General features: G+C 75.7%; 28 protein-coding genes and 1 riboswitch. Of the genes, 11 read left to right on the top strand and 17 right to left on the bottom strand.

Annotation, left to right across the window (positions count from 1 at the left end; genetic code table 11):
* Positions 1–24: 24 nt before the first annotated feature.
* The 4 genes from ACI79B_RS21140 to ACI79B_RS21125 all read left to right on the top strand — a co-directional run bounded on the left by ACI79B_RS21140 (position 25) and on the right by ACI79B_RS21125 (position 4,780).
* The gene (locus ACI79B_RS21140) at positions 25–1,065 is read left to right on the top strand and encodes an NAD(P)H-dependent flavin oxidoreductase (RefSeq protein ID WP_456929958.1); all 1,041 of its coding nucleotides are present in this window, start codon (positions 25–27) and stop codon (positions 1,063–1,065) included.
* Between the two features lie 23 nt (positions 1,066–1,088).
* A riboswitch (SAM riboswitch) is annotated at positions 1,089–1,205 on the top strand.
* A 44-nt stretch (positions 1,206–1,249) separates the two neighbouring features.
* On the top strand, positions 1,250–2,542 hold the full coding sequence (locus ACI79B_RS21135) for a bifunctional o-acetylhomoserine/o-acetylserine sulfhydrylase (protein ID WP_387992337.1): 1,293 nt from the start codon (positions 1,250–1,252) through the stop codon (positions 2,540–2,542).
* A gap of 10 nt (positions 2,543–2,552) precedes the next feature.
* Positions 2,553–3,626, top strand: a complete 1,074-nt coding sequence (gene metX, locus ACI79B_RS21130; RefSeq protein ID WP_456929957.1) for a homoserine O-acetyltransferase MetX — start codon at positions 2,553–2,555, stop codon at positions 3,624–3,626.
* An 86-nt stretch (positions 3,627–3,712) separates the two neighbouring features.
* Positions 3,713–4,780 (top strand): threonine aldolase family protein, encoded by a 1,068-nt coding sequence (locus ACI79B_RS21125; RefSeq protein WP_456929956.1) that lies wholly within the window; start codon positions 3,713–3,715, stop codon positions 4,778–4,780.
* 7 nt (positions 4,781–4,787) lie between these two features.
* Here ACI79B_RS21125 and ACI79B_RS21120 read toward each other — a convergent pair whose 3' ends face one another.
* Entirely contained in the window at positions 4,788–5,366 is a 579-nt protein-coding gene (locus ACI79B_RS21120) for a gamma carbonic anhydrase family protein (RefSeq protein ID WP_457000243.1), read from the bottom strand.
* 52 nt (positions 5,367–5,418) lie between these two features.
* Here ACI79B_RS21120 and ACI79B_RS21115 point away from each other — a divergent pair, with 52 nt between their 5' ends.
* Together ACI79B_RS21115 and ACI79B_RS21110 are read left to right on the top strand one after the other, a co-directional pair.
* Positions 5,419–6,456, top strand: coding sequence for a uroporphyrinogen decarboxylase family protein (locus ACI79B_RS21115; protein WP_456929954.1), 1,038 nt, complete (start codon positions 5,419–5,421; stop codon positions 6,454–6,456).
* Positions 6,453–7,031, top strand: coding sequence for a YdeI/OmpD-associated family protein (locus ACI79B_RS21110; RefSeq protein WP_456929953.1), 579 nt, complete (start codon positions 6,453–6,455; stop codon positions 7,029–7,031). The genes ACI79B_RS21115 and ACI79B_RS21110 overlap by 4 nt, the downstream gene beginning before the upstream one ends.
* Positions 7,032–7,049: 18 nt before the next feature.
* Here the strand turns inward: ACI79B_RS21110 and ACI79B_RS21105 are convergent, their stop codons facing one another.
* The 6 genes from ACI79B_RS21105 to ACI79B_RS21080 all read right to left on the bottom strand — a co-directional run bounded on the left by ACI79B_RS21105 (position 7,050) and on the right by ACI79B_RS21080 (position 12,746).
* Positions 7,050–8,078, bottom strand: a complete 1,029-nt coding sequence (locus ACI79B_RS21105) for a C40 family peptidase (RefSeq protein ID WP_456929952.1) — start codon at positions 8,076–8,078, stop codon at positions 7,050–7,052.
* Between the two features lie 174 nt (positions 8,079–8,252).
* On the bottom strand, positions 8,253–8,708 hold the full coding sequence (locus ACI79B_RS21100) for a hypothetical protein (RefSeq protein ID WP_456929951.1): 456 nt from the start codon (positions 8,706–8,708) through the stop codon (positions 8,253–8,255).
* Between the two features lie 92 nt (positions 8,709–8,800).
* On the bottom strand, positions 8,801–9,103 hold the full coding sequence (locus ACI79B_RS21095; RefSeq protein WP_387992366.1) for a hypothetical protein: 303 nt from the start codon (positions 9,101–9,103) through the stop codon (positions 8,801–8,803).
* Between the two features lie 366 nt (positions 9,104–9,469).
* Complete coding sequence (locus tag ACI79B_RS21090; RefSeq protein ID WP_456929950.1) at positions 9,470–10,858, bottom strand: metallopeptidase TldD-related protein; 1,389 nt, start codon at positions 10,856–10,858, stop codon at positions 9,470–9,472.
* On the bottom strand, positions 10,855–12,366 hold the full coding sequence (locus ACI79B_RS21085; RefSeq protein WP_456929949.1) for a TldD/PmbA family protein: 1,512 nt from the start codon (positions 12,364–12,366) through the stop codon (positions 10,855–10,857). Before ACI79B_RS21085 ends, ACI79B_RS21090 begins: the two co-directional genes overlap by 4 nt.
* Before the next feature lie 38 nt (positions 12,367–12,404).
* Positions 12,405–12,746, bottom strand: coding sequence for a UBP-type zinc finger domain-containing protein (locus ACI79B_RS21080; RefSeq protein WP_456929948.1), 342 nt, complete (start codon positions 12,744–12,746; stop codon positions 12,405–12,407).
* A gap of 119 nt (positions 12,747–12,865) precedes the next feature.
* On the opposite strand from ACI79B_RS21080, the gene ACI79B_RS21075 reads away from it, so the two are divergent.
* Entirely contained in the window at positions 12,866–13,711 is an 846-nt protein-coding gene (locus ACI79B_RS21075) for an MBL fold metallo-hydrolase (protein ID WP_456929947.1), read from the top strand.
* A gap of 44 nt (positions 13,712–13,755) precedes the next feature.
* Here the strand turns inward: ACI79B_RS21075 and ACI79B_RS21070 are convergent, their stop codons facing one another.
* The 4 genes from ACI79B_RS21070 to ACI79B_RS21055 form a co-directional block, all read right to left on the bottom strand.
* Entirely contained in the window at positions 13,756–14,163 is a 408-nt protein-coding gene (locus ACI79B_RS21070) for a VOC family protein (RefSeq protein WP_456929946.1), read from the bottom strand.
* Complete coding sequence (locus ACI79B_RS21065; protein WP_456929945.1) at positions 14,156–14,638, bottom strand: SRPBCC family protein; 483 nt, start codon at positions 14,636–14,638, stop codon at positions 14,156–14,158. Before ACI79B_RS21065 ends, ACI79B_RS21070 begins: the two co-directional genes overlap by 8 nt.
* The gene (locus ACI79B_RS21060; protein WP_456929944.1) at positions 14,635–14,988 is read right to left on the bottom strand and encodes an ArsR/SmtB family transcription factor; all 354 of its coding nucleotides are present in this window, start codon (positions 14,986–14,988) and stop codon (positions 14,635–14,637) included. The genes ACI79B_RS21065 and ACI79B_RS21060 overlap by 4 nt, the downstream gene beginning before the upstream one ends.
* A 61-nt stretch (positions 14,989–15,049) precedes the next feature.
* The gene (locus tag ACI79B_RS21055; protein WP_456929943.1) at positions 15,050–15,889 is read right to left on the bottom strand and encodes an endonuclease/exonuclease/phosphatase family protein; all 840 of its coding nucleotides are present in this window, start codon (positions 15,887–15,889) and stop codon (positions 15,050–15,052) included.
* Between the two features lie 177 nt (positions 15,890–16,066).
* On the opposite strand from ACI79B_RS21055, the gene ACI79B_RS21050 reads away from it, so the two are divergent.
* A complete protein-coding gene (locus ACI79B_RS21050) occupies positions 16,067–16,540 on the top strand; it encodes a hypothetical protein (RefSeq protein WP_456929942.1) in 474 nt (157 codons plus the stop codon).
* Here the strand turns inward: ACI79B_RS21050 and ACI79B_RS21045 are convergent.
* A complete protein-coding gene (locus ACI79B_RS21045) occupies positions 16,537–17,832 on the bottom strand; it encodes an amidohydrolase family protein (protein WP_456929941.1) in 1,296 nt (431 codons plus the stop codon). The two genes, ACI79B_RS21050 and ACI79B_RS21045, sit on opposite strands and share 4 nt — an antisense overlap.
* 90 nt (positions 17,833–17,922) lie before the next feature.
* Between ACI79B_RS21045 and ACI79B_RS21040 the strand changes: the two genes are divergently transcribed.
* From ACI79B_RS21040 to ACI79B_RS21030, 3 genes are read left to right on the top strand one after another with little or no spacing between them, the layout of a single operon-like run.
* The gene (locus tag ACI79B_RS21040; protein WP_456929940.1) at positions 17,923–18,615 is read left to right on the top strand and encodes a DedA family protein; all 693 of its coding nucleotides are present in this window, start codon (positions 17,923–17,925) and stop codon (positions 18,613–18,615) included.
* Complete coding sequence (locus ACI79B_RS21035; protein ID WP_456929939.1) at positions 18,612–19,268, top strand: HAD family hydrolase; 657 nt, start codon at positions 18,612–18,614, stop codon at positions 19,266–19,268. The genes ACI79B_RS21040 and ACI79B_RS21035 overlap by 4 nt, the downstream gene beginning before the upstream one ends.
* Entirely contained in the window at positions 19,265–19,945 is a 681-nt protein-coding gene (locus ACI79B_RS21030; RefSeq protein ID WP_456929938.1) for an alpha/beta hydrolase family protein, read from the top strand. Before ACI79B_RS21035 ends, ACI79B_RS21030 begins: the two co-directional genes overlap by 4 nt.
* Here ACI79B_RS21030 and ACI79B_RS21025 read toward each other — a convergent pair.
* From ACI79B_RS21025 to ACI79B_RS21005, 5 genes are all read right to left on the bottom strand, one after another.
* Positions 19,911–21,002, bottom strand: a complete 1,092-nt coding sequence (locus tag ACI79B_RS21025) for an SRPBCC domain-containing protein (RefSeq protein ID WP_456929937.1) — start codon at positions 21,000–21,002, stop codon at positions 19,911–19,913. The two genes, ACI79B_RS21030 and ACI79B_RS21025, sit on opposite strands and share 35 nt — an antisense overlap.
* A gap of 95 nt (positions 21,003–21,097) precedes the next feature.
* On the bottom strand, positions 21,098–21,955 hold the full coding sequence (locus ACI79B_RS21020; RefSeq protein ID WP_456929936.1) for an FAD binding domain-containing protein: 858 nt from the start codon (positions 21,953–21,955) through the stop codon (positions 21,098–21,100).
* The gene (locus ACI79B_RS21015) at positions 21,952–24,453 is read right to left on the bottom strand and encodes a xanthine dehydrogenase family protein molybdopterin-binding subunit (protein ID WP_456929935.1); all 2,502 of its coding nucleotides are present in this window, start codon (positions 24,451–24,453) and stop codon (positions 21,952–21,954) included. The genes ACI79B_RS21020 and ACI79B_RS21015 overlap by 4 nt, the downstream gene beginning before the upstream one ends.
* Complete coding sequence (locus tag ACI79B_RS21010) at positions 24,450–24,944, bottom strand: (2Fe-2S)-binding protein (protein WP_456929934.1); 495 nt, start codon at positions 24,942–24,944, stop codon at positions 24,450–24,452. Before ACI79B_RS21010 ends, ACI79B_RS21015 begins: the two co-directional genes overlap by 4 nt.
* Positions 24,945–25,161: 217 nt before the next feature.
* The coding region (locus ACI79B_RS21005; RefSeq protein WP_457000242.1) for an MFS transporter at positions 25,162–25,759 on the bottom strand (598 nt) is incomplete at its 5' end.

Here is a 25,759-nt window from a genome sequence, read left to right as displayed (position 1 = left end):
GCCGCGGGGCGCAGGATGCCCGGCATGGTGCTGGGGCTGCGTCGACCGGTCGTGCAGGCGCCGATGGCCGGCGGGCCGTCGACGGTGGAGCTGGCCGCGGCGGTGTCCGAGGCCGGCGGTCTGGGCTTCCTCGCCGCCGGCTACCGGACGCCGGAGGCGGTGCGCGAGGAGGTCCGCGCCGTCCGGGCGCGGACCCGGGAGCGGTTCGGCGTCAACGTCTTCGTCCCCGGGCCGCCCGCCGACGAGGGCGCCCTGCGCCGCTACGCCGAGCGGCTCCGGCCCGAGGCGCGGCGGTGGGGCGTGGACCTCGGCGAGCCGCGCGCCGACGACGACGCGTGGGAGGCCAAGGTCACGGTCCTCGCCGAGGAGCGGGTGCCGGTGGTCTCGTTCACCTTCGGCCTGCCCCGGCCGGACATGGTCACCGCACTGCACGACGCCGGCGCCACCGTGCTGGTCACCGTCACCTCGCCGGAGGACGCCGTGGCCGCCCGCGACGCCGGCGCGGACGCGCTCGTGGTGCAGGGCGTCGAGGCCGGCGGCCACCGCGGCGGCCTCCGCGACGAGGACGGGGCCGGCGAGTACGGGCTGCTGCCGCTGCTGCGGCTGGTCGCCCGGGCGGTGGACCTGCCGATGGTCGCCGCCGGCGGGATCGTCGACGGCCCCGCGGTGGCCGCGGTGCTCGTCGCCGGGGCGGAGGCCGCGCAGCTGGGCACGGCGTTCCTGCTGTGCCCCGAGGCGGGGACCGGCGCCGCGCACCGGGCGGCGCTGGGCGGCGGCCGGCCGACGGCGCTCACCCGCGCGTTCAGCGGCCGGCGCGCCCGGGGGCTGGTCAACCGCTTCCTCGCCGAGCACACCGCCGCGGCCCCGGCCGCCTACCCGCAGGTCCACCACCTGACGACGCCGCTGCGCGCGGCCGCGCGGCAGGCCGGCGACCCGGAGGCGGTCAGCATGTGGGCCGGGCAGGCGTACGCGCTGGCCGAGGCGCTGCCCGCCGGCCAGCTCGTCGCCCGCCTCGCCGACGACGCCGCGGCCGCCCTCGCCTCCCCCCGCCCCGGCGCCTCCTGACCGGGCGCTAGGGTTCCGCGCAGGCTCACGAGAGGCAGCGACAAGTACCTGGCTGGCTGCCCGGCAACCTCTCCTCCGTCCGAGGTGCTCCCAGGGGAAGAGCCGGCCGCGCGGCGCCCGCCGCGCGGCAAGACGGAGCCCTCCGTGCGCCGCGGGGTCTCCGCGAGCGAGAGGAGACGGCGCCGTGCCCGACCAGCAGAGCTGGAGCTTCGAGACCCGGCAGATCCACGCCGGGACCAGCCCCGACCCCACCACCGGGGCCCGCGCCCTGCCGATCTACGCCACGACCAGCTACCAGTTCCGCGACGCCCAGCACGCCGCCGACCTGTTCGCGCTGGCCGAGATGGGCAACATCTACACGCGGATCATGAACCCGACGCAGGACGCGCTCGAGCAGCGCGTGGCCTCCCTCGAGGGCGGCGTCGCCGCGCTCGCGGTGGCCAGCGGCCAGGCCGCCGAGACCCTGGCGATCCTCAACGTCGCCGAGGCCGGCAGCCACGTCGTCGCCTCGGCGTCGCTGTACGGCGGCACGTACAACCTGCTGCACCACTCGCTGCCCAAGCTCGGCGTCGAGGTGTCCTTCGTCGAGGACCCCGACGACCCGGAGAACTGGCAGTCGCTGGTCCGCGAGAACACCAAGGCGTTCTACGGGGAGTCGATCGGCAACCCGAAGGGCGACGTCCTCGACATCTCCGCGGTGTCGGAGGTGGCGCACCGCAACGGCGTGCCGCTGATCGTCGACAACACCATCGCCACGCCGTTCCTCGTGCGCCCGCTCGAGCACGGCGCCGACGTCGTCGTCCACTCGGCCACCAAGTACCTGGGCGGCCACGGCACGGCGATCGCCGGGGTCATCGTCGACGGCGGCAACTTCGACTGGACGCGGGGCCGGTTCCCGGGCTTCACCACGCCGGACCCGACCTACCACGGCGTCGTCTACGCCGACCTCGGCGCGCCGGCCTACGCGCTCAAGGCCCGGGTGCAGCTGCTGCGCGACCTCGGCCCGGCGATCAGCCCGTTCAACGCCTGGCTGGTCGTGCAGGGCATCGAGACGCTGTCGCTGCGCATGGAGCGGCACGTGGCCAACGCCCAGCGGGTGGCCGAGTTCCTCGAGGCGCACGACGAGGTGGAGTCGGTGCACTACGCCGGCCTGCCGTCCTCGCCGTGGCACGCCGCCCAGCAGCGCTACGCCCCGCGCGGCGCCGGCGCGGTGCTGGCGTTCGAGATCCGCGGCGGCGTCGAGGCGGGCAAGCGCTTCGTCGAGGCGCTGGAGCTGCACAGCCACGTGGCCAACATCGGCGACGTCCGCAGCCTGGTCATCCACCCGGCGTCGACGACGCACTCGCAGCTGACGCCGGAGGAGCAGCGGACCACCGGCGTCACCCCCGGCCTGGTGCGCCTGGCCGCCGGCCTGGAGGGGATCGAGGACATCCTCGCCGACCTCGAGGCCGGGTTCCGCGCCGCGAAGGGCGCCTGACGTGGGCGGGGTGCGGGACCTCCCGGGGTCCCGCACCCCGCCGCGCACCGGCGGGTGGCGCGACGGCGACCCCGCCGGGGACCGGCTGTTCCTCGACCTGGACGGACCGGTCCGGCTCGAACGCGGCGGGGTGCTGCCCGGCGTCAGGGTGGCCTACGAGACCTGGGGCACGCTCGCCCCCGACGGCGGCAACGCGGTGCTGGTCGAGCACGCGCTCACCGGCGACAGCCACGTCACCGGCCCGGCCGGGCCCGGCCACCCGACGCCGGGCTGGTGGGCGTCGCTGGTCGGTCCGGGCGCGGCGCTGGACACCGACCGGTTCTTCGTCGTCTGCGCCAACGTGCTCGGCGGGTGCCAGGGGACGACCGGGCCGTCGTCGACCGCGCCCGACGGCCGGCCGTGGGGCGCGCGGTTCCCCGAGGTGACCGTCGGCGACCAGGTGCTGGTCGAGGCGGCGCTCGCGGACACGCTGGGCATCGACCGCTGGGCCGCCGTCGTCGGCGGGTCGATGGGCGGGATGCGGGCGCTGGAGTGGGCGGTCGCGCTGCCCGACCGGGTGGCCGGGCTGTTCTTCCTCGCCTCGGGCGCGGCGGCCACCGCCGACCAGATCGGCACCCAGACCACCCAGCAGGCCGCGATCCGCGCCGACCCGGTGGCCGGGCTCGGCGTCGCCCGGCGGATCGCGCACCTGACCTACCGCAGCGCGTTCGAGCTGGAGGAGCGGTTCGGCGCGGCCGTGCAGGACGACGGCCGGTTCGCCGTCGCCTCCTACCTCGACCACCACGCCGACAAGCTCACCCGCCGGTTCGACGCCGGCAGCTACCTGGTGCTCACCGAGGCGATGAACACCTGGGACGTCGGCCGCGGCCGGAGCGGGGTGGAGGCGGCGCTGGCCCGGGTGACCGCGCGGGCGGTGGTGGCCGGCGTCGACTCCGACCGGCTCTACCCGCTGGAGCTGCAGCAGCGGGTGGCCGACGCGCTCGGGGTGCCGCTGCGGGTGGTGTCCTCGCCGTACGGGCACGACGGCTTCCTCATCGAGGCCGGCCCCGTCGGCGCGCTCCTCCGCGAGCTGCTCGACGCCTGACCCGTCCCCCGGTCGAGATCGCGCGATCTCGTACGCTCCCCCGGCCCCGGGCGTGCGAGATCCCGCGATCTCGACAGACTGGGGCCGTGGACGACGACCTCGACGCCCTGCGGCTGACCTGCGACCGCGCCCTGACCGGGCACGGCGTGCAGCGCGCCGCCGACCTGCTGGCCACCGTCCCGCCGGACACCGCGCTGGACCGGTACGGCGCGGGCGGTGTCGTCGCGGAGCTGGAGGCGGAGGTCGCCCAGCTGCTGGACAAGCCGGCCGCCGTCTACCTACCCAGCGGGACAATGGCCCAGCAGGCGGTGCTGCGGGTGCACGCCGGGCGCAGCCGCCGGTCCACCGTCGTCGGGCACCCCGAGTGCCACCTGTTCCGGCACGAGGGCGGAGCGCTCGCCCGGCTGCACGGCCTGGTCGAGCGCCCGGTCGGCGACCGGCACCGCATGCTGCTGCGCGCCGACCTCGACGGCGTCGCCGAGGCGCCGGCCGCGCTGGTGGTGGAGCTGCCGCAGCGGGACCTGGGCGGGCCGCTGCCGCCGTGGGACGACGTCGTCGAGCAGGCCGCGTGGGCGCACGACGTGCACTCGGTGGCCCACCTCGACGGCGCCCGGCTGTGGGAGGCCGCCGCCGGGTACGGGATGTCCCCGGCCGACGTCGCGGCGCCGTTCGACACCGTCTACGTCAGCTTCTACAAGGGGATCGGCGCACTGGCCGGGTGCTGTGTGGCCGGGCCCGCGGACGTCGTCGCCGAGGTCCGGGAGTGGCGCGGGCGGATGGGCGGCACGCTGTTCGGCCTGTGGCCGGGCGCGGCCTCGGCGCTGACCTGCCTGCGCCGCCGGCTGCCGCTGTTCCCCGCCTACCTCGAGCGGGCGCGGGAGGTCGCCGACACCGTCCGCGGGCTGCCCGGCGTGCGGGTGGTGCCCGACCCGCCGCAGACGCCGATGCTGCACCTGCTGCTGTCGACCACGCCGGAGGCCTTCGGGGCCGCGGCCCGCGCGCTGGCGCAGGAGGGGCTGTGGACCTGGGTGCAGGCCGCGGTCACCGGCGACCCGGACGTGGTGCGCGTGGAGCTGCCCGTGGGCGACGCGACGCTGGCGCTGTCCCTGGACGAGGTCCGCGACGCCGTCGCCCGCCTCGCCGGCGCGGTCTGAGCCCGCCCTAGTCGGCGGCGTCGCCGGGGGTGTAGCCGGCCGGGGGCAGCGGACGGCGCACCACCGGCCGCACCTTCCGCGCCGCGTCCAGCCGCTCGGTGTAGCTGGCCGCGTTGAGCCGGATGTGCGTGAGGTCGTCGTCGGTGGTCGGCCGCAGCACCTTCGCCGGGACGCCGGCCACCAGCGAGCCCGGCGGCACGACGGTGCCCTGGGTGACGACGGCGCCCGCGGCCACGATGGACCCCGAGCCGATGTGCGCGCCGTTCATGACGATGCTGCCCATGCCGACCAGCACGTCGTCGTCGACGCGGGCGCCGTGCAGCACCACCCGGTGCCCGACGGTGACGCCGCGACCGAGGACCAGCGGGAAGCCGGGGTCGGAGTGCAGCGTGCTGCCGTCCTGGACGTTGGAGCCCTCGCCGATCTCGATGACCTCGTGATCGGCCCGGGCGACCGCGCCGTACCAGATGCTGGAGCGCGGCCCCATCGTGACCGCGCCGACCACCACCGCCGTCGGCGCGACGAAGGCCTCCTCGTCGATGGCCGGGGCGCCGAAGGGCAGTTCCGCGATGTAGTTGTCCGCCACGGCGTCCACCCCAGCACACCGGGAGCCCCCTCGGCGCGGGCAGGATCACCCCGTGCCCGCTTCCCTGCCACCGCTGCCCACCACGGTCGTCGGGAGCCTGCCCCAGCCCGGGTGGCTCATCGACCACGAGCGCCTGGCGCACCAGTTCCCGCCCCGGGTGCGCGCCCGGGAGCTGTGGCGGCCGGCGCCGGAGCTGCTCGAGGAGGCGCAGGACGACGCGACGCTGCTGGCGGTGCGCGCCCAGGAGGCGGCCGGCCTGGACCTGGTCGGCGACGGCGAGCAGCGGCGGGAGTCCTACTCCAACCACTTCGCCACCGCGCTCGACGGCGTCGACGTCGACACCCCCGGCACCGTGCTCAACCGCTCGGGTAAGCCGATCCCGGTGCCGCGGGTGGTCGGCGAGCTCCGCCGCCGCGGCCCGATCCAGGCCCGTGACGTGCGCTTCCTCCGTGCCGCCACCGACCGGCCGGTCAAGATCACGCTGCCCGGCCCGTTCACGATGGCCCAGCAGGCCGCCGACGAGCACTACGGCGACGACCGGGCGCTGGCGCTGGCCTACGCCGACGTCGTCCGCGAGGAGATCGCCGACCTGTTCGCCGCGGGCGCCGACGTCGTGCAGATCGACGAGCCGTGGCTGCAGGCCCGGCCGGAGGTGGCCCGCCGGTACGGCGCCGAGGCGGTGACCCGCGCGGTGGAGGGCGCGCCCGGCCCGGTGCACCTGCACCTGTGCTTCGGCTACGCGGCCATGGTGAGCGAGCGCCCGGAGGGCTACTCGTTCCTGCCCGAGCTGGCCGACACCCCGGTCGACACGGTGTCGGTGGAGACCGCGCAGTCGCACCTGGACCCGGGGCAGCTGCGGCCGCTGCGCGGCAAGGGCATCGCGCTCGGCGTCCTGGACCTGTCCACGCCGGAGGTGGAGACGCCGGAGGCGGTGGCCGACCGCGTCCGGCGGGCCCTCGACGACGTCGACGTCGACCGGCTGGTCCTCACCTCCGACTGCGGCCTCAAGTACCTGCCGCGGGCCTCCGCCGAGGGCAAGATGCGGTCGCTCGCGCAGGCGGCGGAGGTGCTGCGGGGCGAGCTGGGATGACGCTCCCGACCGACCTGCCGGTGCTGGCCTTCCCCGACCAGGCCGCGTTCGAGGCGTGGCTGGAGACCGAGCACGCCACCGCGCCGGGCTGCTACGTGAAGCTGGCGAAGAAGGGCGCGGGCGTGCCGTCGCTGACGCACGCGGAGATGGTCGAGTCGCTGCTGTGCTTCGGCTGGATCGACGGGCGCTCCAACCGGCTCGACGACCGCTTCTACCTGATGCGGGTCACCCCGCGGCGGCCGCGCAGCGTGTGGTCGCAGAAGAACGTCGCCGCCGTCGCCGAGCTCGTCGCGGCCGGCCGGATGCGCCCGGCCGGCCTGGCGCAGGTGGAGGCGGCGCAGGCCGACGGCCGGTGGGACCGCGCCTACGCGGGCCCGGCCACCATCACCGTGCCCGACGACCTCGCCGCGGCGCTGGCCGCCGAGCCCGCCGCGCAGGAGGCGTTCGCGGGGCTCGACGGCACCAACCGCTACGCCGTCCTGTGGCGGGTGCACACCGCCGCCACCCCGGCCACGCGGGCGAAGCGGATCGCGACCCTGGTCGCGATGCTCGCGGAGGGCCGCACGCCCCACTAGCCGAGGGGTGCGCGTCCGTCAGGCGACGCGGACGGCGCCGCGGTAGCCGGCCTGGTCGACGCTGGTCACCGCGACCGGCTGGCCGTAGGTGCGCGCGTGCACCATCTTCCCGTCGCCGATGTAGAGGCCGACGTGGCTGACCGGCGAGTAGAAGTAGACGATGTCGCCGGGCATCAGGTCCGCCCGCGCCACCGGCGTCCCCAGCGTCGACTGGGCCTTGCTCGAGTGCGGCAGCGCGATGCCGGCGGCGGCGTAGGCGTAGGAGGTCAGCCCGGAGCAGTCGAAGCCGTCGGGCCCCGAGGCGCCCCACACGTAGGGGTCGCCGATCTGGCCCAGCGCCGTCTGCACGGCGATCGCGGCGGCGGGGCCGGGCGCGGCGGCCGCGGCGGCCGCCGCCGACGGCGCGTCGAGGACCGGCCCGGCCAGCGCGGTGGTGACGCGGGTCTGCTCGGCGGCCGTCAGCCGCTCGAAGTCGGCCTCGTACGCGTCGGCCTGCGCCTGGACCTGCGCCTGCTGGTCGTGCAGCGCGGTGAGGGCGGCGGTGGCCTCGGCGGCCGCGGCGTCGGCGTCGGCCCGGGCCTGCTCGGCCGCGGCCTGGGCGGCGGCCACCTCGGTGAGGACGCCGTCGGTGTGCTCGGCGATGAGGTCGATCATGGTCATCTGGGCGACGAGGTCGTCGGCCGAGTCGCTGCCCAGGAAGGCGGCCACGCGGGACCGGGTGGTGCCGGTGTAGCCGCTCTGCGCGATGGCGCGGATGGCCGGCGCGTACTGGGCGAGCGTCGCCTCGGCGGTGTCGGCGGCCGCGTCGGCGGCGGTGGCGGCCTGCTGCTGCGCGGCGACCGCGAGCTCGGCCTGGTGCACCTGCTCGTCGAGGGCGGTCAGCTGCCGGCCGGCCTCCTCGACCAGCTGCGCGGCCTCCGCGGCGGTGGCCGGCGGCGTGCCGGGCTCGGCGGAGGCCGACGAGGGGGCGAGCACGAGGGCCACCAGGCCGGTGGCGGCGACGACCGCACCCGTCCAGCGCCGTCCCGTCGTCCGGTTGCGCTGCACGATCGGCCTCCCCCTGCCGCCTCCCGGCGGCGCTCCCCCTGGTCTCGTCGGTACGGACCGTAGGGAGGTCGTCAGCGGAGCGTGCGCAGGGCGCGCGGTGCCCGGGGCGGGCGTGACCCCGTGCGCCCCGTCCGTCCCACCCGTCCCGGCCGTTCCGCGACCGGGCCGGTCCTGTCAGGGGGAGGTGCTGCGGCGGCGGTCGGGGGCGAGCGGGACCAGCGCGTCGGACACCGCACCGGTGACGAGGGAGTAGACGGCCTTGCCGGCGACGTCGACGACGCGGTCCTGCCGCGACCAGGTCCACGGTGGGTCGCCGACGCCGGTGGCGTTCTCCAGCGTCTGGTCGGTGGCCAGCCGGACGGACGTGTGCCAGACCGAGGCGCGCCAGCCGCGCAGGCCGCTGGCCGACCAGATCCCCCGCAGCGCGCCGACGGCCGCGCCGGTCCCCCAGTGCATGAGGTGGTTGCGCACGAACGGTCGCTCGGACCCGGGCGGGCGGCGCCGGGTGGTCAGCGCGGTGAGCGTGCGCGCCGGCACGTAGGAGTCCGGCCGGCCGGTCACCTGCTGCTCGACCTTCGTGGCCAGGGTCATCGCCGCGGTGCCGGCCAGGCCGGCCAGGGCTCCGCGCACAGCCGCTCGTCCCAGCACGGGGTCCGCATACCCCGCGGGGCGGGCACCGAACGGCGCCCGCCCCGCGGATCGGTCCGTCTGCGGCCCCGCCGTCAGCCGGCGAGCGGCTCCTCGGCGTCGAGCCCGGCCACGCGCTGCAGGTCCCGCAGGACGGCGGACAGCTCGTCGGCGGTCCACGGCTCGCAGCAGTCGCAGCCGTCCTCGTCGAAGCAGCGCAGGCCCAGCGTGCCGCCGGCCTGGTCCTCGTCGATGGCCAGGTGCCCGCCCATCGGCGAACGGTGGCAGGCACAGGCGGAGGCGCACAGCCCGATGCCCCACCCGGAGACGACGATCGTGCGGCCGTCGTCCCAGATCTTGCCCACCTGGAACACCGAGGGCTTCTGGTTGCGGGTCATGGCGTGCTCCCCTCGACGCCCCCGGGGAAGCGGGGGCTCTCTGCGGTCCGCCGGAAAAATATCCGGGATCCGTGTTTGAGGGCAGCAGCCGAGCGGTACAGGTGCTCAATTTCACTCCTGCAGTCACAGCCGTCCCACGAGCCCCCGTCCGCGACCCGACGTCGACGCGAGGACGGCCGCCTTCGCCCACTCCTGGGGCCGAGTGCACGCTCCTGGGCCGCTGCAGGACCCCGCGACCACGAGGAACACCCCAGGAGGTGGACCTCCTGCGGTGTTCCCGGTGCTCCCGCGGCTTTGCCGCACCGCAGGAGCACGCAGGACACCGCAAGAGCCGGCGTCGACCCCCAGGAGCGGGGGCGACGGTGCCTAGCTGGCCGGGGACACCGAGCTCATGTTGAAGTCCGGCACGCGGACCGGTGGCATCGCGGCGCGGGTGAACCAGTCGTTCCACTCGCGCGGCAGCGTCCGCTCGGTGCGCCCGACCTCGCCGATCCGCGCCAGCAGGTCCACCGGCGACTCGTTCCACCGGAAGTTGTTCACCGCGCCGGTCACCTCGCCGCCCTCGACGAGGAACACGCCGTCGCGGGTCAGGCCGGTGAGCAGCAGCGTCTGCGGGTCGACCTCGCGGATGTACCAGAGCGTGGTCAGCAGCAGCCCCCGGTCGGTGGCGGCGACCATGTCCTCGAGGGACGCCGTCGCGCCGGGCTGCTCGAGGATCAGGTTGTCGACGGCGGCCACCGCGGGCGCGGTCGTCTTCAGCGCCCAGGCCCGCGGCCGGATCAGGTTGGCGAGGACGCCGTCGCGGATCCAGTCGACGGCGGGCGTCGCCATCCCGTTGTCGAACACGCTGGCCGAGCCGGACGAGGTGCTCACCACCTGGAACGGCGCCGTCTCCAGCCCGGGGGCGTGCGGGTCGCTGCGCAGCGTGAGCGGGAGCTGGGCCAGCCGGTCGCCGATCCGGTTGCCGCCGCCCGCCTTGGCGTAGACGTTGCGGCCCTCGTCGGCGTCGCGGGCCTCCATCGTCCAGTACGCGTAGATCATCAGGTCGCTCACGGCCGACGGCGGCAGCAGCGTCTCGTACCGCCCGGCCGGCAGCTCGACCCGGCGCTGCGACCAGCCGAGCTTGCGCTGCACGTCGGCGGCGAGGCCGGCCACCGAGACGTCGCGGAAGTCGCGGGTGCCGACGCCGGACCACACCGACCGCGAGAAGTCGGTGCTCTTGCCGTTGAGCTCCACCCGGCCGCTGGGCTGGTCGGTGCGCAGCCGCAGGCCGGTGGAGGTGCCCACGTACGTCGTCGTCAGGGCGTGCTCGGCGTAGCCGAACAGCAGGTCGCCGCGGTCGCGGGCGGCGCCGAACGCCTCCCCGAGGGCCGGCGCGAACTCGGCGAACACCTCGATCGAGGTCTCGGCCGGCTCGGCGTCCCAGTCCCCCGCCCCCGGCGGCGTCTCGGCGATCAGCGGCACCGCGTCCTCGGCCGGGCCGGCGTCGCGGGCGGCCTGCTCGCTGGCGGCGACCAGCTCGGCGACGTCGGGTGTGCCGGTCCGCGCGACCGTGCCGGTGGCCATCCCCGCCCCGCCGTCGACGAACGACACGACGACGACCTGGCGGGAGCGCATCGCCCCGTTCGTCGTCAGGCTGTTCGAGGCCCACCGCAGGTTCGCCTCGGTGCTCTCGACGACGTAGGCGACGCAACCGTCGGCGGTCGAGGCGGCCAGCGCCTTCTCGACCAGCTGCTGCGCGGTCAGCTGGCTCATCGCCCGCCCTCCTGGACCGTGTTGAGGATGGTGACGCCCTCGAAGAGCGCGGCCGGGCAGCCGTGGCTGACCGGCGCGACCTGCCCGGGCTGGGCCTTGCCGCAGTTGAACGCGCCGCCGAGGCGGTAGGTGGAGGGCCCGCCGACGGCGCGCATCGAGCCCCAGAAGTCCGTCGTCGTGGCCTGGTAGGCGACGTCGCGCAGCTGCCCGGCCAGCCGCCCGCCCTCGATGCGGTAGAAGCGCTGGCCGGTGAACTGGAAGTTGTAGCGCTGCATGTCGATCGACCAGCTCTTGTCGCCGACGACGTAGATGCCGCGCTCGACCCCGCCGATCAGCCCCGCGAGGTCCGGGCCGTCGGCGGCCGGCTGCAGCGACACGTTGGCCATCCGCTGCACCGGCACGTGCCGCGGCGAGTCGGCGAACGAGCAGCCGTTGGAGCGGGCCATCCCGCCGAGCCGGGCGGTGTTGCGGTCGACCTGGTAGCCGACCAGCACGCCGTCGCGGACGATGTCCCACTGCTGGGCCTCGACGCCCTCGTCGTCCCAGCCGATGCTCGACAGCCCGTGCTCGACGGTCCGGTCGCCGGTGACGTGCATGAGCTCCGAGCCGTAGCGCAGGCTGCCCAGCCCGTCGACGGTGGCGAACGACGTGCCGGCGTAGGCGGCCTCGTAGCCCAGCGCCCGGTCCAGCTCGGTGGCGTGGCCGACGGACTCGTGGATGGTCAGCCACAGGTTGGACGGGTCGACGACGAGGTCGTAGCGGCCCGGCTCCACCGACGGGGCCTTGGTCTTCTCCCGCAGCAACTCGGGGATCTGCGCCAGCTCGGCGTCCCAGTCGAAGTGGCCCCCGGTGAGGTACTCCCAGCCGCGGCCGACCGGCGGGGCGAGGGTGCGCATGCTCTCGAACGCGCCGGTGGTGCGGTCGACGGTGAGCGCGGTGAACTCCGGGGTGATGCGCACCCGCTGCTGGCGGGTGCGGGTGCCGTTGGTGTCGGCGTAGTACTTCTGCTCCTTGACGTGCATGCACCCGGACTGCACGTGCTCGACGCCGTCGGCGGCGAGCAGCCGCTCGGACAGCTCGGTGAGCAGCGCGGTCTTCTCGGCGTCGGGCACCTCGAAGGGATCGACCTCGTAGGAGGACACCCAGGAGCCCTCGTGCTGCGGCTCGGGGGCGAGCTCGACCCGGTCGGTGGCCAGCGCCGCGGACACCTGCGCGACGGCGACCGCCTGCTCGGCCAGCCGCACCGCCTCGGCCGCGGTGAGGACGACGCCCGCGGCGAACCCCCAGGTGCCCTCGTGCACCACGCGGACGGCCAGGCCGAGGTCCTCGCCGTCGGCCAGTGCCTCCAGCCGCGCGTCGCGCAGGCTGATCGACTGGGTGCGGATGCGCTCCACCCGGATGTCGGCGTGCTCGCAGCCGAGGTCGACCGCTCGGGTCAGCGCCGCCTCGGTCAGCGCGGACAGGGGCAGGGCGAGGAAGGACTCGTCGACGTCCCGGGACGACACCACCGCCCCTGTCTACCAGCCGGGCCCTCCCCGCCCGGCCGTCAGTGGTGCAGGTGGCGCTGCCAGTCAGCGGGCACCCGGCCGGCGGGCCCCGGCGCCGGCTGGCCCACCGGGTGCGAGGTCGGCGGCGCCAGCCGGAGGGCCCCGCCGAACTCCCCGGCGACGTAGTCCCACGTCCAGTCCTCACCGGGCTCGAAGCTCTGCGCGACCCGGTGACCGGTGGCCGCGGCGTGCGCCGAGGCGTGCTGCGACGGCGAGGAGTCGCAGCAGCCGACGTGGCCGCAGGCGGCGCAGCGGCGCAGGTGGAACCACCAGCCGCCGGTGGCGTCGCAGTCGGCGCAGCCGGTGCCGCTCGGCGGGACGGACGGGTCGACGTGGCTCATCGGGGCTCCTCCTGGGTCCGGCGACGGGTCCTCCCCGGAGGCACCCTCCCGCGGCCACGGACCCGCCGACAAGGCCGGCCGGGGTTGCAGGAGGACGGCTGACGGGTAGCCGCCGGGGCATGACCGCCGACCCGGGCAGCGCCGACCGCAGCTCCGCGCCCACCGACGAGAGCGCCGCCGACGTCACCCTCACCTTCGGCGGCAACGCGACGACGCTGCTGCGGCTGGGCGGGTTCACCCTGCTCACCGACCCGAACTTCGTCCGGCGCGGCGAGCGGGTCTACCTGGGCAAGGGGCTGTTCGCCAGGCGGCTGACCGACCCGGCGCTGCTGCCCGAGGACCTGCCCGACCTCGACGCCGTCCTGCTGTCCCACCTGCACGGCGACCACTGGGACCGGGTCGCCTACGCGACGATCGACAAGGCCACCCCGGTCGTCACCACCCCGGCGGCGGCGCGCACGCTGTCCTCGCGCGGCTTCTCGGCCACCGCGGACCTGCGGCCGTGGCAGGTGCACGAGCTCACCCGCGGCGAGGAGACGCTGCGGATCACCTCGGTGCCCGGCGTGCACGGCCCCGGCCCGCTGGCCAGGGTGCTGCCGCCGGTGATGGGCAGCGTGCTCGAACTGCTCCGCGACGGCGCGGTGTCCTGGCGGGGCTACGTCACCGGCGACACGCTGTTCCGGCCGTGGCTGGGCGAGGTGCTGGAGCGCTGCGGGCCGCTCGACGTCGTCGTCCCGCACCTGGGCGGCACGAAGGCGCTGGGCGTCACCGTGACCATGGACGGCCGGCAGGGCGCCGACCTGGTCGAGCTGCTGAAGCCGCCGGTGACCGTGCCGGTGCACTACGACGACTACGACCGGTTCGCCTCACCGCTCGGCGACTTCGTGCGGGAGGTCGCCGAGCGGCGGGCGCCCGGGCAGCTGCGGACCGTCGTGCGCGGGGAGACGATCTCGCTGCGCGCCTAGGAGGCTGCGCACCTGGAGGGCTGCGCACCTAGAAGGCTGCGCACCTAGAAGGCGTCGCCCGTCCGCCAGGCCATCTCCTGCAGGGTCAGGGTGTTGCCGTCCGGGTCGGTGATCGCCGCGTACCTCACCCCGCCTCCCACGTCCACCACGGGCCCGACGTCGGCACCGCGGCCCACCAGGTCCGCACGGGCCTGCTCGATGTCCGGGACGACGAGGTGCAGCGCCCGGACCGAGCCGGGAGTGCCCTCGTAGGCCGCCAGGCCGGTGCCGAAGCCGACGGAGCAGGCCGAACCCGGCGGGGTCAGCTGGACGACCCGCACGCCGTCGGCCGGTCGCACGTCGACGTCGACGGTGAAGCCCAGCCGGTCGGCGTAGAAGGCCTTCGCCCGGTCGACGTCGGCGACCGGGATCGGTACGAGCTCGAGCTTCATCTCCAGGGCGTGCTCAGCCACGGGCGAGCACCTCGTCGAGCCGCTCGTAGCCCTCGACGACGCCGACCTCCATGCCGCTGGCGAGCATCGCGTCGCGGTCGGCGAACGAGTCGCACAGCGAGGTGGCGGTGAGCCGGGTGCGGCCGTCGCCGAGGTCCTCGAGCACGAGCTTCTCCAGGGCGACGCCGTCGGGCTGCCCCTCGAAGGTGAACGTCTGCACGATCAGCTCGTCGGGCCGGACCTCGTGGAAGCAGCCGTGGAACCCGTACTCGCCGTTGGCGTCGCTGTGCACGTAGCGGTAGGAGCCGCCGGTGCGGCAGTCGTAGTGGTCGATGCGCATCTCCAGCCCGCGCGGGCCCATCCACCGCACGAGCAGGTCCGGGTCGGTGTGCGCGCGGAACACCCTGGCGGGCGGGGCGTCGAACTCGCGGGTGATGCGGATCAGCGGGACCTCGGGGTCGGCGGCGATCTGCGTCTGACGCGTGCTGGTGGTCATGACCGGTTCTCCTCTCGCGGGGCTGCGTCCTCCGGCAGGGACCGGAGGACGTCGTCGAGGCGGCTGTAGCGCTCCTCGGCCTGGCGTCGGTAGCGCTCGATCCACTTCGTCATCAGGTCGAACACCTCCGCCTCCAGGTGCACCGGGCGGCGCTGGGCCTCCCGGCTGCGGCTGACCAGGCCGGCGTCCTCGAGCACCTTCAGGTGCTTGGAGACCGCCTGCACGGTCACGTCGTAGGGGGCGGCGAGCTCGCCCACCGTCGCGTCACCGACCGCGAGCCGCGCGACCATGTCGCGCCGCGTCGGGTCGGCCAGCGCCGCGAACACCCGGGAGAGCGGATCCGCCGTCACCTGCGACCTCCTTCGTCAACCTCTCGGTTGAGGACGACGGTAGGACCCCTGCCCACGCTTGTCAACCGATCGGTTGAGGAGCCCACGAGCCCGGCGGGTGGCCGGGCAGGTCGAGGTCGGCGACGACGCCGGAGTGGTCGCTGGCCCACACGCCGGCCACCGGCTCGTCGAGCACCCGGGCGCAGGAGCGGACCTGCAGCGTCGGCCCGTGCACGCCGCTGCGCACCAGCACCCAGTCGATGCGCCGGCTCACCGCGGTGGCCACCTCCCCCGCCCGCACCAGCGGGTTCCGGGCGTCGAAGGTGAACCCGGGGTCGGCCGGGTGCAGGGTCTCCCAGGCGTCCTGGAAGCACACGCTCGTCCCGTCCAGCGACCGGCGTCCGCGCAGGAACTGGGTGCTGGCGGCGTCCGGGGTGGCGTCCAGGTCGCCCAGGAGGACGGCGTGGTCCACCCCGCCGGCCCGGCGCTCGACCGCCCGCGCGGCGGCCAGCGCCTGCTGCTCGCGCTCCGCCTCGTAGCCGAACTGCCAGCTCGGCTTGTGGTGGGCGACCAGCACGCGGCCGACCGCGGTGTCCACCTCGGCGAGCAGCGTCGCGCACCACGGGAGGTCGCGCGCCCGCGGCGTGAGGCGCTGGTCGACCTCCTCGACGACGCGGTGCGGCGCCCGCGTGGCCAGCACACCGCCCACCCCGTCGTCGGCGGCCCGGGAGAAGGGGGTCACGTGATACCCGGGGCCGAGCAGCTCCTCGACGGTGCCGTCGGCGACGGGCACCTCCTGCAGCGCGACGACGTCGGCGTCCAGCCGGCGCAGCGTCTCCGCGATCAGCGCGCTGCGCCGGGTCCAGTCCGGGTTGGCCGGCCCGAGCACGTTGAAGGTCAGGACCCGCAGGGACGCCACCACGCGCCGCAGTCAACCGCCGCGCGCTCCGGTCCTCCAGCCCGCGTCGCACCCCGGGTCCTCCCCCGGGTGGACGGCCGGCCCCCGGCGGGATCCACCCGGGCGCCGACGCCCGCGCAGGGCCTCCGGACCGAGGCTCGTCCCGCCACCGGCCGGTGGCCCGACGAGAGGAGGCCCGCGGTGCCCGGCACGGCGGCGAGAGTGGTCCTGGGCACGCTGGCGGGGACGGTCGCAGTCGCCGCGGCCGCGGCAGCCGGCGTGCTGGTGACGATGCCCGCCGGGGTGCACGGGTTCGGCGCGACGGTGGCCGAGCTGCAGGGGCACACCGACACCCGCGACGTCGCCGAGGCGGCCGGGGCGCCGGAGGACACCGTGCCGTGGTGGACCCGCGGGGTCGGCTCCGACGTCACCGTCGTCCGGCCGGGCGAGGCGCACGGCCCGGCCGGCGGCAGCGTCCGGGCCGACATGGCCCTCCCGCCCGGCACCGTCCCGCCCGCGGACTGCACGCCGCTGCCGCGGCCGGGGATGCCGTGGGACGGCGGCGGCACCTGGCCCGACCTCACCGGCGAGCCGGCGCTGCTGTGCGAGGGCTGGGTGACCGTCGTCGTCGAGGGCCACCTCTACACCTGGACCGGCCCCGCCCCGCTGGCCTAGCGGGCCAGCCGGGCCGCCCGCCCGGCGACCTCGGCGCGCAGCGCGTCCACGTCCACGGTGGTCACCGCGCCGTCCGCAACCACCTGCCGGCCGCCGACCCAGACGTCGCGGACCAACCGGGACGCGCCCGACCAGACCAGGTGGGTGAGCAGGTCGGTCTGGTCCCCGACCGGCTCGAAGCCGAGGTCGCGGGTGTCCACGTGCACGAGGTCCGCGCGCCGGCCCGCCTCGACCTGGCCGAGGTCGGGGCGGCCGATCGCCTCGGCGGCCCCGCCGGTGGCCAGCCAGAACGCCTCCGCGGCGGTGAGCGCCGTGGCCGAGGACTCGCGCAGCCGGGCCAGCCCCGCGGCCAGGCGGACGTCGGCGAGCAGGTCCAGCCCGTCGTTGGACGCCGGCCCGTCGGTGCCCAGGCCCACCCGGATCCGGCGGTCGAGCATGGCCCGCACCGGCGCGATGCCGCTGGCGAGCTTGGCGTTGCTGGCCGGGCAGTGCGCGACGGCGACGTCGTACTCGGCCCACAGCTCCAGGTCGGCGTCGTCGAGGTGCACGCAGTGCGCGGCCAGCACCCGCCCGCCCAGGACGTCGTGCGCGGCCAGCAGCGCGGGCACCGACAGCCCGTGCGCCGCGAGCAGGCCGTCGCCCTCGGTGGCGGTCTCGGCCACGTGCAGGTGCAGCAGCATCCCGTGCTCGCGGGTGATCTCGGCGGCGCGGCGCAGCAGGGGCAGCGGGACGGTGTAGGCCGCGTGCGGGCCCAGGCCGAACTCCACCAGGCCGTCCGCGTCGGCGTGCCCGGCCAGGTCCACCGCGGCGGCCATCTGCTCCTCCAGCGGCGGCATGCCCGGCAGCGGCACCATCGGCGCCGCGACCACCGCCCGGGCGCCGGTGGCCGCGACCGCCGCGGCGATCCGCTCGGGCGAGAAGTACATCTCCACGCTGGCGGTGACCCCGCCGCGCAGCATCTCCGCCGACGCGGCGGTCATCGCCACCTCGACGTCGTCGCCGGTCAGCCGCGCCTCCCGCGGCCACATCACCTCGCGCAGCCAGCGGTCCAGCGGCAGCCCCTCGCCCTGGCCGCGGAACAGCACCATCGGCGCGTGCGAATGGGCGTTCACCAGCCCCGGCACGAGCAGGCCGGGCAGCGCCACGACCTCGGCGTCCCCGGCCGGCGGGGCGTCGGCGGCCGCCCCGGCCCACGCGATGCGCCCGTCCTCGACGTCGACGACGGCGTCCGGCACGACCGTGCCCGCCCGGTCCCCCACGACGACGGCCCGGGCGGTGAGTCGCTGACGCATGGCGGCACGCTAGCCCCATCCGTCCCGGCCGTCCGGGCAGCGCCCCGGACGTCCGGGCGACGCCCAGGCCCCGCCCGTACCGTGGGAGCCATGTCCTTCCTGGCCGCCGCGGCATCCTCCGACCAGGGTGGGCTCACCGCCTGGCTGCTCTCGCTCGTGGACTCGCTGGGCCCGATCGGCGTCGGCTTCAGCATCCTGCTGGAGACGGTCATCCCGCCGATCCCCAGCGAGGCCGTCCTCGGGGCGGCCGGTGTGCTCATCGACAGCCCCTGGGCGTTCGTCGCGGTGGTCGGCTGCGCGACGATCGGCTCGATCCTGGGCGCTGTCTTCTTCTACTACGTCGGCCGGGCGCTCGGCCCGCGCCGCTCGCACGCCTTCCTCGACCGGCTGCCGCTGGTCGAGACCGCCGACGTCGACAAGACCTTCGCCTGGTTCGAGCGGCACGGCCGCTCCGCGGTGTTCTTCGGCCGGATGGTGCCCATCGTGCGCAGCTTCATCTCCGTGCCCGCGGGCGTGGTGCGGATGCCGTTCGGCCAGTTCCTCGTCTACTCCGCGGCCGGCAGCCTCATCTGGAACACCGTCCTGGTGACGCTGGGCTGGCTGGCCCGCGACTTCATCGAGGCGAACCTGCACTACCTGGACTACGTCGTCGTCGCCGTCGTCGTCCTGGGAGTGGGCTACCTGGTCTACAAGCGGGTGAAGGACATCCGCCACCACCGGCGGCAGACCACCGCGGGCCGCGCCGAGGACCCGCGCGGCGCCGGCGACCTCCCCGCCGCGTGACGCGCCCCGAGGTCGTCGCGTTCGACGTCAACGAGACGCTGCTCGACCTCTCCCCCGTCGGCGCCGCGCTCGTCGAGCACGGACAGCCCGCGGAGCTGCTGCCCACCGTGTTCGGCCGCACCCTGCACACCGGGACGGCCGCCACGGTGGCAGGCGTCTGGCTGCCCTTCCGCGCCGCCTTCGACTCGGCGCTGGCCCAGCTCACCGACCTGCCCGACGCCGCCCGCTCGGAGGTCGCCGACGCCTTCCTCGAGCTGTCGCCGCACCCGGACGTCGAGCCCGCGCTGCGCCGCCTCCACGACGCCGGCGTGCGCGTGGTGACGCTGTCGCACGGCTCCCCCGGCGTCGCCGAGGCGGGGCTGGAGCGGGGCGGGGTCACGCCGCTGGTCGAGCGGACGCTGACCAGCGAGACCGTGCGCGCCTGGAAGCCCTCCCGCGCGGCCTACCTGTGGGCCGCGGGCGCCTGCGGGGTCGAGCCGTCGCGGATGGCGCTGGTGGCCGCGCACGGCTGGGACGTGCTGGGCGCCGAGCGCGCCGGCCTCACCGGGGCGTGGTTCCCGCGCAGCGAGCGCGTCTACCCGCCGGGTTACCCCGCGCCGGCCGTCGTCGCCGCGGACCTCGCGGGGACGGTCGACGCGCTGCTGGCCCGGTGAGCTCCCCCGCACTGGTCGCCACCCCGCTCGGTCCGGCCGCGGTGCACGCCGACGGACCGGCCGCCGGCGCCCGCGGCACCCTCGTGCTCGGACACGGCGCCGGTGGGGGCGCCGGGTCGGCCGACCTGGTCGCCGTCACCGCCTGGGCCGCCGCGGCGGACTGGCGGGTGCTGCGGGTGGAGCAGCCGTGGCGGGTGGCCGGCAAGCGGATCGCGCCCGCGCCGCCGCGCCTCGACGTCGCCTGGACCGCGGTGGTGGAGGCGCTGCGGGCCGGCGGCGCGCTGACCGGCCCGCTGGTGTTCGGCGGGCGCAGCGCCGGTGCCCGGGTGGCCTGCCGGACGGCGACGCCGCTCGGCGCGGACGGCGTGCTGGCGCTGGCGTTCCCGCTGCACCCGCCGGGCCGGCCCGAGCGCAGCCGCGCGGGCGAACTGACCGGCGCCGGCGTGCCGCTGGTCGTGGTGCAGGGGGAGACCGACGCGTTCGGCCGGCCCGCGGAGGTCGCCGCGGCGCTGGACGGGGTGCCGGCGGCGGCGGTGTGCGCGGTGCCGGGCGACCACTCGCTGGGGAAGGCGCCCGAGGCCGTGGCCGCCGCCGCGCTGGCCTGGCTGCAGGAGCTGGCCGCCGTCAGGAGTTGCCCGACGCTCAGGACCGACGGCGGCGGGCCGCGAACAGGATGAGCAGCAGCACCGCGAGGACGGCGGCGCCGGGACCGGCGTAGCGGGCGAGCGCGGCGCCACCGGCCACCTCGAGCAGGTCGATCGGCTCGGGCTCGGCGGCCGGCTGGGGGCGCACCGGGGTCGCGGCCGGGGTGCTGCGCGGCGGGGCGCCGGTGCCCGGCCGGCTCGGCGGGGCGGTGTTGCGCGACGGCGGCGTGCTCGGCACCGGCCCGCCGACCGCCGCGGCCGGCGCGGTGTCCGAGGCCACCGGGGCGGCGTCGGACGCGGCCGGCGCGGTGTCCGACACCGCGGGGATCGAGACGGTGTCGGTGGCGCCGGTGACCGGGGCGGTGATCGGCGCGGTCTCCGTGGGTGACGGGGACGACGCCGCGGCGGCCTTCTTCGCCGGCGTCTTCTTCCCCGGCTTGCGCGCGGCCTCCGTCGCGGACGCCGCGGCCTCCCGCGCGGCGGTGCCGGTCTGGCGCACCTTCTCCGCGACCGCGTTGTCGCCGGGCACCTGCTCGACCGACTGGGCGACCTCCTCGGCGACCCCTGCCGCGGTGGCGGCGACCGTGCCGGCGACGGTCGGCTCCTGCTGCTCGGCGGCCGCCGCCCGGTCCACGGTCACGTCGTCGCCGGTGGCCAGCTGGGCGGCGAGCTTGTCGGCGAACTGGCCCAGCAGCTTGTTGCCCACGTCGGTCATGACGCCGCGGCCGAACTGGGCCGGGCGGCCGGTGATGTTGAGCTCGGTGAGGACGTCGACCCGCGTCGTCGTCCCCTCGCCCTGGAGCCGGGCGGTGATGGTGGCCGCCGCCGTGCCGTTGCCCCGCTGGTCCTTGCCGCGCGCGTCGATGACGGCGCGGTGCGCGGCCTCGTCCTTCTCCACGAACGACGCCTTGCCCTGGTAGGTCAGGTTGATGGGGCCGAGCTTGACCTTGACCCGGCCCGTGAAGTCGTCGCCGGAGACCGAGTCGAGCGCGGCTCCCGGCATGCACGGCGCGATCCGCTCGATGTCGAGCAGGACCCGCCAGGCCTCGTCGACGGGCACGGGGACGGTGAACGAGTTCTCCAGCTGCACGGTGCGACCTCCGGGGTGGGAACGGACCTCGGCCGGTCCGCCCGGGAGGGCGGGCCGGCCGAGGGGACGGGCGGGAGCCGGGGTTGTGCCGGACGCTACAGCCCGGCCGCGGCGGTGACCGCGCGGCGGGTGAGCACCTGCGCGAGGTGCTCGCGGTAGTCAGCCTGGGCGTTGAGGTCGCTGCTCGGGCTGGTGCCCTCGGCCGCCGACCGCGCCGCGGAGGCCACCGTGTCCGGGGACGCGGCGGCGCCGGACAGCGCGGCCTCGGTGGCCGACGCCCGCAGCGGGGTCGGGCCCATGTTGGTCAGCCCGATCCGCGCCTCGGCGATGTGCCCGTTCTCGCGCCGCACCGCCGCGGCGACCGCGACGATCGACCACGCCTGCGCCACGCGGTTGAACTTCTCGTAGCGCACGCCCCAGTCGCCGGCCAGCTTCGGCACCCGGATCTCGACCAGGACCTCCCCCTCGTCGAGGGCGGTGGTCAGGTAGTCGACGAAGAACTCCCGCGCGGGCACCGTCCGGCGCCCGCCCGGCCCGGCGATCACCATCTCGGCGTCCAGCGCGAGCGCCACCGCCGGCAGGTCACCGGCCGGGTCGGCGTGCGCCAGGGCGCCGCCGAAGGTGCCGCGCCGGCGGGTCTGCCGGTCGGCCACCGTCTCGGTCGCCTCCGCGATGAGCCTCGCGTGCTGCGCGATCAGCGGGTCGGTGAGGACGTCGGCGTGCGTGGTCATCGCGCCGATGACCAGGGAGTCGCCCTCCTCGCGGACACCGCGCATCTCCGCCACCCGGCCGAGGTCGACGATCGTCTCCGGCGCGGCCAGGCGCAGCCGCATGACCGGGATGAGCGACTGCCCGCCGGCCATGACCTTGACGTCCTCGCCGCCCTCGGCGACCGCCTGGACGGCCTCCTCGACCGTCGTCGGCCGGACGTACTCGAACGGGGCGGGGATCACCGGTCACCTCCGAGAGCGGACTGGGGGGTCGAGACACCGGCGGTGGTCTCGGTCTGGGCGCCGCCGTAGGCGTTGGACCCGGCCGTGGCCCGGTCCCCGCCGTCGCCGCCCTCGTGGATGGCCCGCCACACCCGCTCCGGGGTCAGCGGCATCCGGATGTCCTCCACGCCGAGGTGCCGGACGGCGTCGAGCGCGGCGTTGACCACCGCCGGGGTGCTGGCGATGCAGCCGGCCTCGCCCACGCCCTTGGCGCCGATCGGGTTGCCCGGCGCCACGTGCACGGTGTTGCCGGTGTCGAAGTGCGGCAGGTCGGCGGCCGAGGGGACCAGGTAGTCGACGAAGGTGCCGGTGGTGAGGTTGCCGTCGGCGTCGTAGACGGCCTCCTCGTACAGCGCCTGCGCGATGCCCTGGGCCAGGCCGCCGTGCACCTGCCCCTCGACGATGAGCGGGTTGACGATCGTGCCGACGTCGTCGACGCAGGCGTACTTGCGGATCTTCACGAACCCGGTCTCGGTGTCGACCTCCATCGCGCAGATGTGCGTGCCGTGCGGGAAGGAGAAGTTGACCGGGTCGAAGGTCGCGTCCGCGTCGATCGAGGGCTCGATGTCCTCGGGGTAGTCGTGCGCGGCGAAGACGGCGAGCGCGATCTCCTGGATCGACATCCCGGTGCCCGGCGTCCCGCGGACGGTGAACTTCCCGCCGGAGAAGTCCAGGTCGTCCTCGTTGGCCTCGAGCAGGTGCGCGGCGACCCGGCGGGCCTTGGCGATCACCTTGTCGGCGGCCTTGACCACCGCGGTGCCGCCGACGACCAGCGAGCGCGAGCCGTAGGTGTCCATGCCCTTGTGGGCGACGGCGGTGTCGCCGTGCAGCACCTCGACGTCCTCGAACGGCACGCCGAGCTGGTCGGCGACCAGCTGGCTCCACGCCGTCTCGTGGCCCTGGCCGTGCGGCGTCGAGCCGGTGACCACCTCGACCTTGCCGGTGGGCAGCATCCGGATCGACGCCGACTCCCAGCCACCCGCGCCGTAGGACAGCGAGCCGAGCACCCGGGAGGGCGCCAGGCCGCACATCTCGGTGAAGGTGGAGAAGCCGATGCCCAGCTGCACCGGGTCGTTCGACTCGCGCCGGCGGCGCTGCTCCTCGCGCAGCTCGTCGTAGCCGAGCAGCTCCAGCGCCTGCTGGGTGGCCGAGTCGTAGTCGCCGCTGTCGTACTCGAGGCCGGCGACGGTGGTGAACGGGAACTCCGCGGCGTCGATCCAGTTCTTGCGCCGCAGCTCCAGCGGATCCATCCCGAGCTCGACGGCGAGCTCGTCCATGATCCGCTCGACGGCGAAGGTGGCCTCGGGCCGGCCGGCGCCGCGGTAGGCGTCGGTGGGGACCTTGTTGGTGAAGACGCCGTCGCACTCGAAGCGGTAGGCCGGGAACTTGTAGATGCCGGGGAACATGAACGCGCCCAGCGCCGGGACGCCCGGGGTGATCAGCCGCAGGTAGGCGCCCATGTCGGCGAGCAGCCGCACGCGCAGGCCCTTCACGTTGCCCTCGCGGTCGGCGGCCACGTCGATGTACTGGATCTGGTCGCGGCCGTGGTGGGCGGTCATCAGCGACTCGCTGCGGGTCTCGGTCCACTTGACCGGCTTGCCGAGGCGGCGCGCGATCAGCAGCGCGAGGACCTCCTCGGGGTTGACCTGCAGCTTGCCGCCGAAGCCGCCGCCGACGTCGGGGGCGACGACGCGCAGCTTGTGCTCCGGGATGCCGGTGACCATCGCCAGCATCACCCGCAGCACGTGCGGGATCTGGGTGGCCGACCACAGCGTGAAGTTCTCGCCCTGGGGCTGGACGACGACCGAGCGCGGCTCCATGAACGCCGGGATCAGCCGCTGGTTGACGAACCGCCGGCTGACGACGACCTCGGCGTCGGCGAAGGCCTGCTCGGTGTCCACGCCCGTGCCGGCCTCGCCGGCGTCGAAGACGAAGTGGTAGCTGGTGTTGGTGCCGATCTCGTCGTGCACCAGCTCGGCGCCGTCGCGGACGGCCTCCTCCATGTCGAGGACCGGCGGCAGCGTCTCGTAGTCGACGTCGACCAGCTCGACGGCGTCGGCGGCCGCGGTGCGCGAGCGGGCGACGATGACCGCCACCGCCTCGCCGACGTGGTTCACGCCGTCGACGGCGATCGAGGGGTGGCCGGGGTTCTTCATGTCCGGCGTGACCGGCCAGGCGCAGGGGATGGAGCCCTGCTCGTCGGCGAGGTCGCGGCCGGTGAACACCGCGACGACGCCGGGCGCCTCCTTCGCCGCGGAGACGTCGATGGCGGTGATGCGGGCGTGGGCGACGGGGCTGCGCACGACGCTGAGGTGCAGCATCCCGGGCAGGACCATGTTGTCGGTCCAGGTGGTGCGCCCGGTGATGAGGCGGGCGTCCTCCTTGCGCCGGCGGGCCTTCCCGACCTCCTTGTCCGGGGTCGGGGTCTGGGTGGTGGCCGCGTCCTCGGTGACGGTCATGCCTGCGCTCCCAGGGTCTCGGAGGAGCCGGACATCTCCCCCGCGGCCTGCTGCACCGCGCGGACGATGTTCTGGTAGCCGGTGCAGCGGCAGAGGTTGCCCTCGATGCCCTCGCGGACCTCGGTCTCGCTGGGGCTCGGGTTCTCCTTCAACAGGTCGATCGAGGCCATGATCATCCCCGGCGTGCAGAAGCCGCACTGGAGACCGTGCATCTCGTGGAAGGCCTTCTGCACCGGGTGCAGGGCGCCCTCGCTGCCGATGCCCTCGATGGTGGTGACCTCGGCGCCGTCGGCCTGGACGGCCAGGACGGTGCAGGACTTCACGGCCCGCCCGTCCAGGTGCACGGTGCAGGCGCCGCAGTTGCTGGTGTCGCAGCCGACGACCGTGCCCACCTTGCCGAGGGCCTCGCGCAGGTGGTGGACCAGCAGGGTCCGGGGTTCGACCTCGTCGGTGTAGGTCACGCCGTCGACCCTCATGCTGACCTGGGTCATGGATCCTCCGCTCCGTTGCAGCAGGCGATCGCGCCCGGCTCCACGGGCGCTCCGCGGCGGAGTCTGTCAACGGCGGAGTGACTTAGGCCACGCTTACCTGTGACCGGGTGACCTGCTGATCCGCGGCTGCGGGACATATCGGGTTCCGCAGCCGCAGGTGCGGCCGAGCGGTGCCTGCTCCGCCGCAGCGGAGAGGTTGCAGGCCTGTTGCAGCGCGTCAGGCGGCGACGGCGCGCAGCTCCCGCCGCCGCAGGGCCGCGCTGCCGGCCAGCGCGGCCAGGCCCAGGACGGCCAGCCCGACGCCGACCAGGCTCGGCGCGGTGTAGCCGTACCCGGCGGCGATGACCACGCCGCCGAGCCACGCGCCGAGCGCGTTGGCCGCGTTGAGGGCCGAGTGGTTGAGGGCGGCGCCGAGCATCTGCGCCTCCCCCGCCACCTCCATGAGCCGCAGCTGGAGGCAGACGACCAGCGTCGACGCGGCGACCGCGAGGAGGAAGATCCCGGCCAGCAGGGTGGGGCCGGTGGCGGCGGCGGGGCCGACCAGCGCCAGCAGGACGGCGAGGGCGACGAGGGTGGCGACCAGCGAGCGGAACAGCGCGATGTCGGCCAGCCGCCCGCCGAGCGCCGTCCCCACGACGCCGCCGATGCCGAAGGCGAGCAGCACCCAGGGGACGACGCCGCGCGAGAGCCCGGTGACCTCGGTGGTCAGCGGTGCGACGTAGCTGTAGACGGCGAACATGCCGCCGAACCCGACGGTGGCCACGGCCAGGGTGAGCAGCACCTGCGGGCGGCGCAGCGCGCCGAGCTCGGCGCGC

The organism is Geodermatophilus sp. SYSU D00879 (assembly GCF_054050375.1).
The sequence above is the reverse complement of the archived record's forward strand: the minus strand, read 5'-3'. Positions and strand labels throughout refer to the sequence as shown.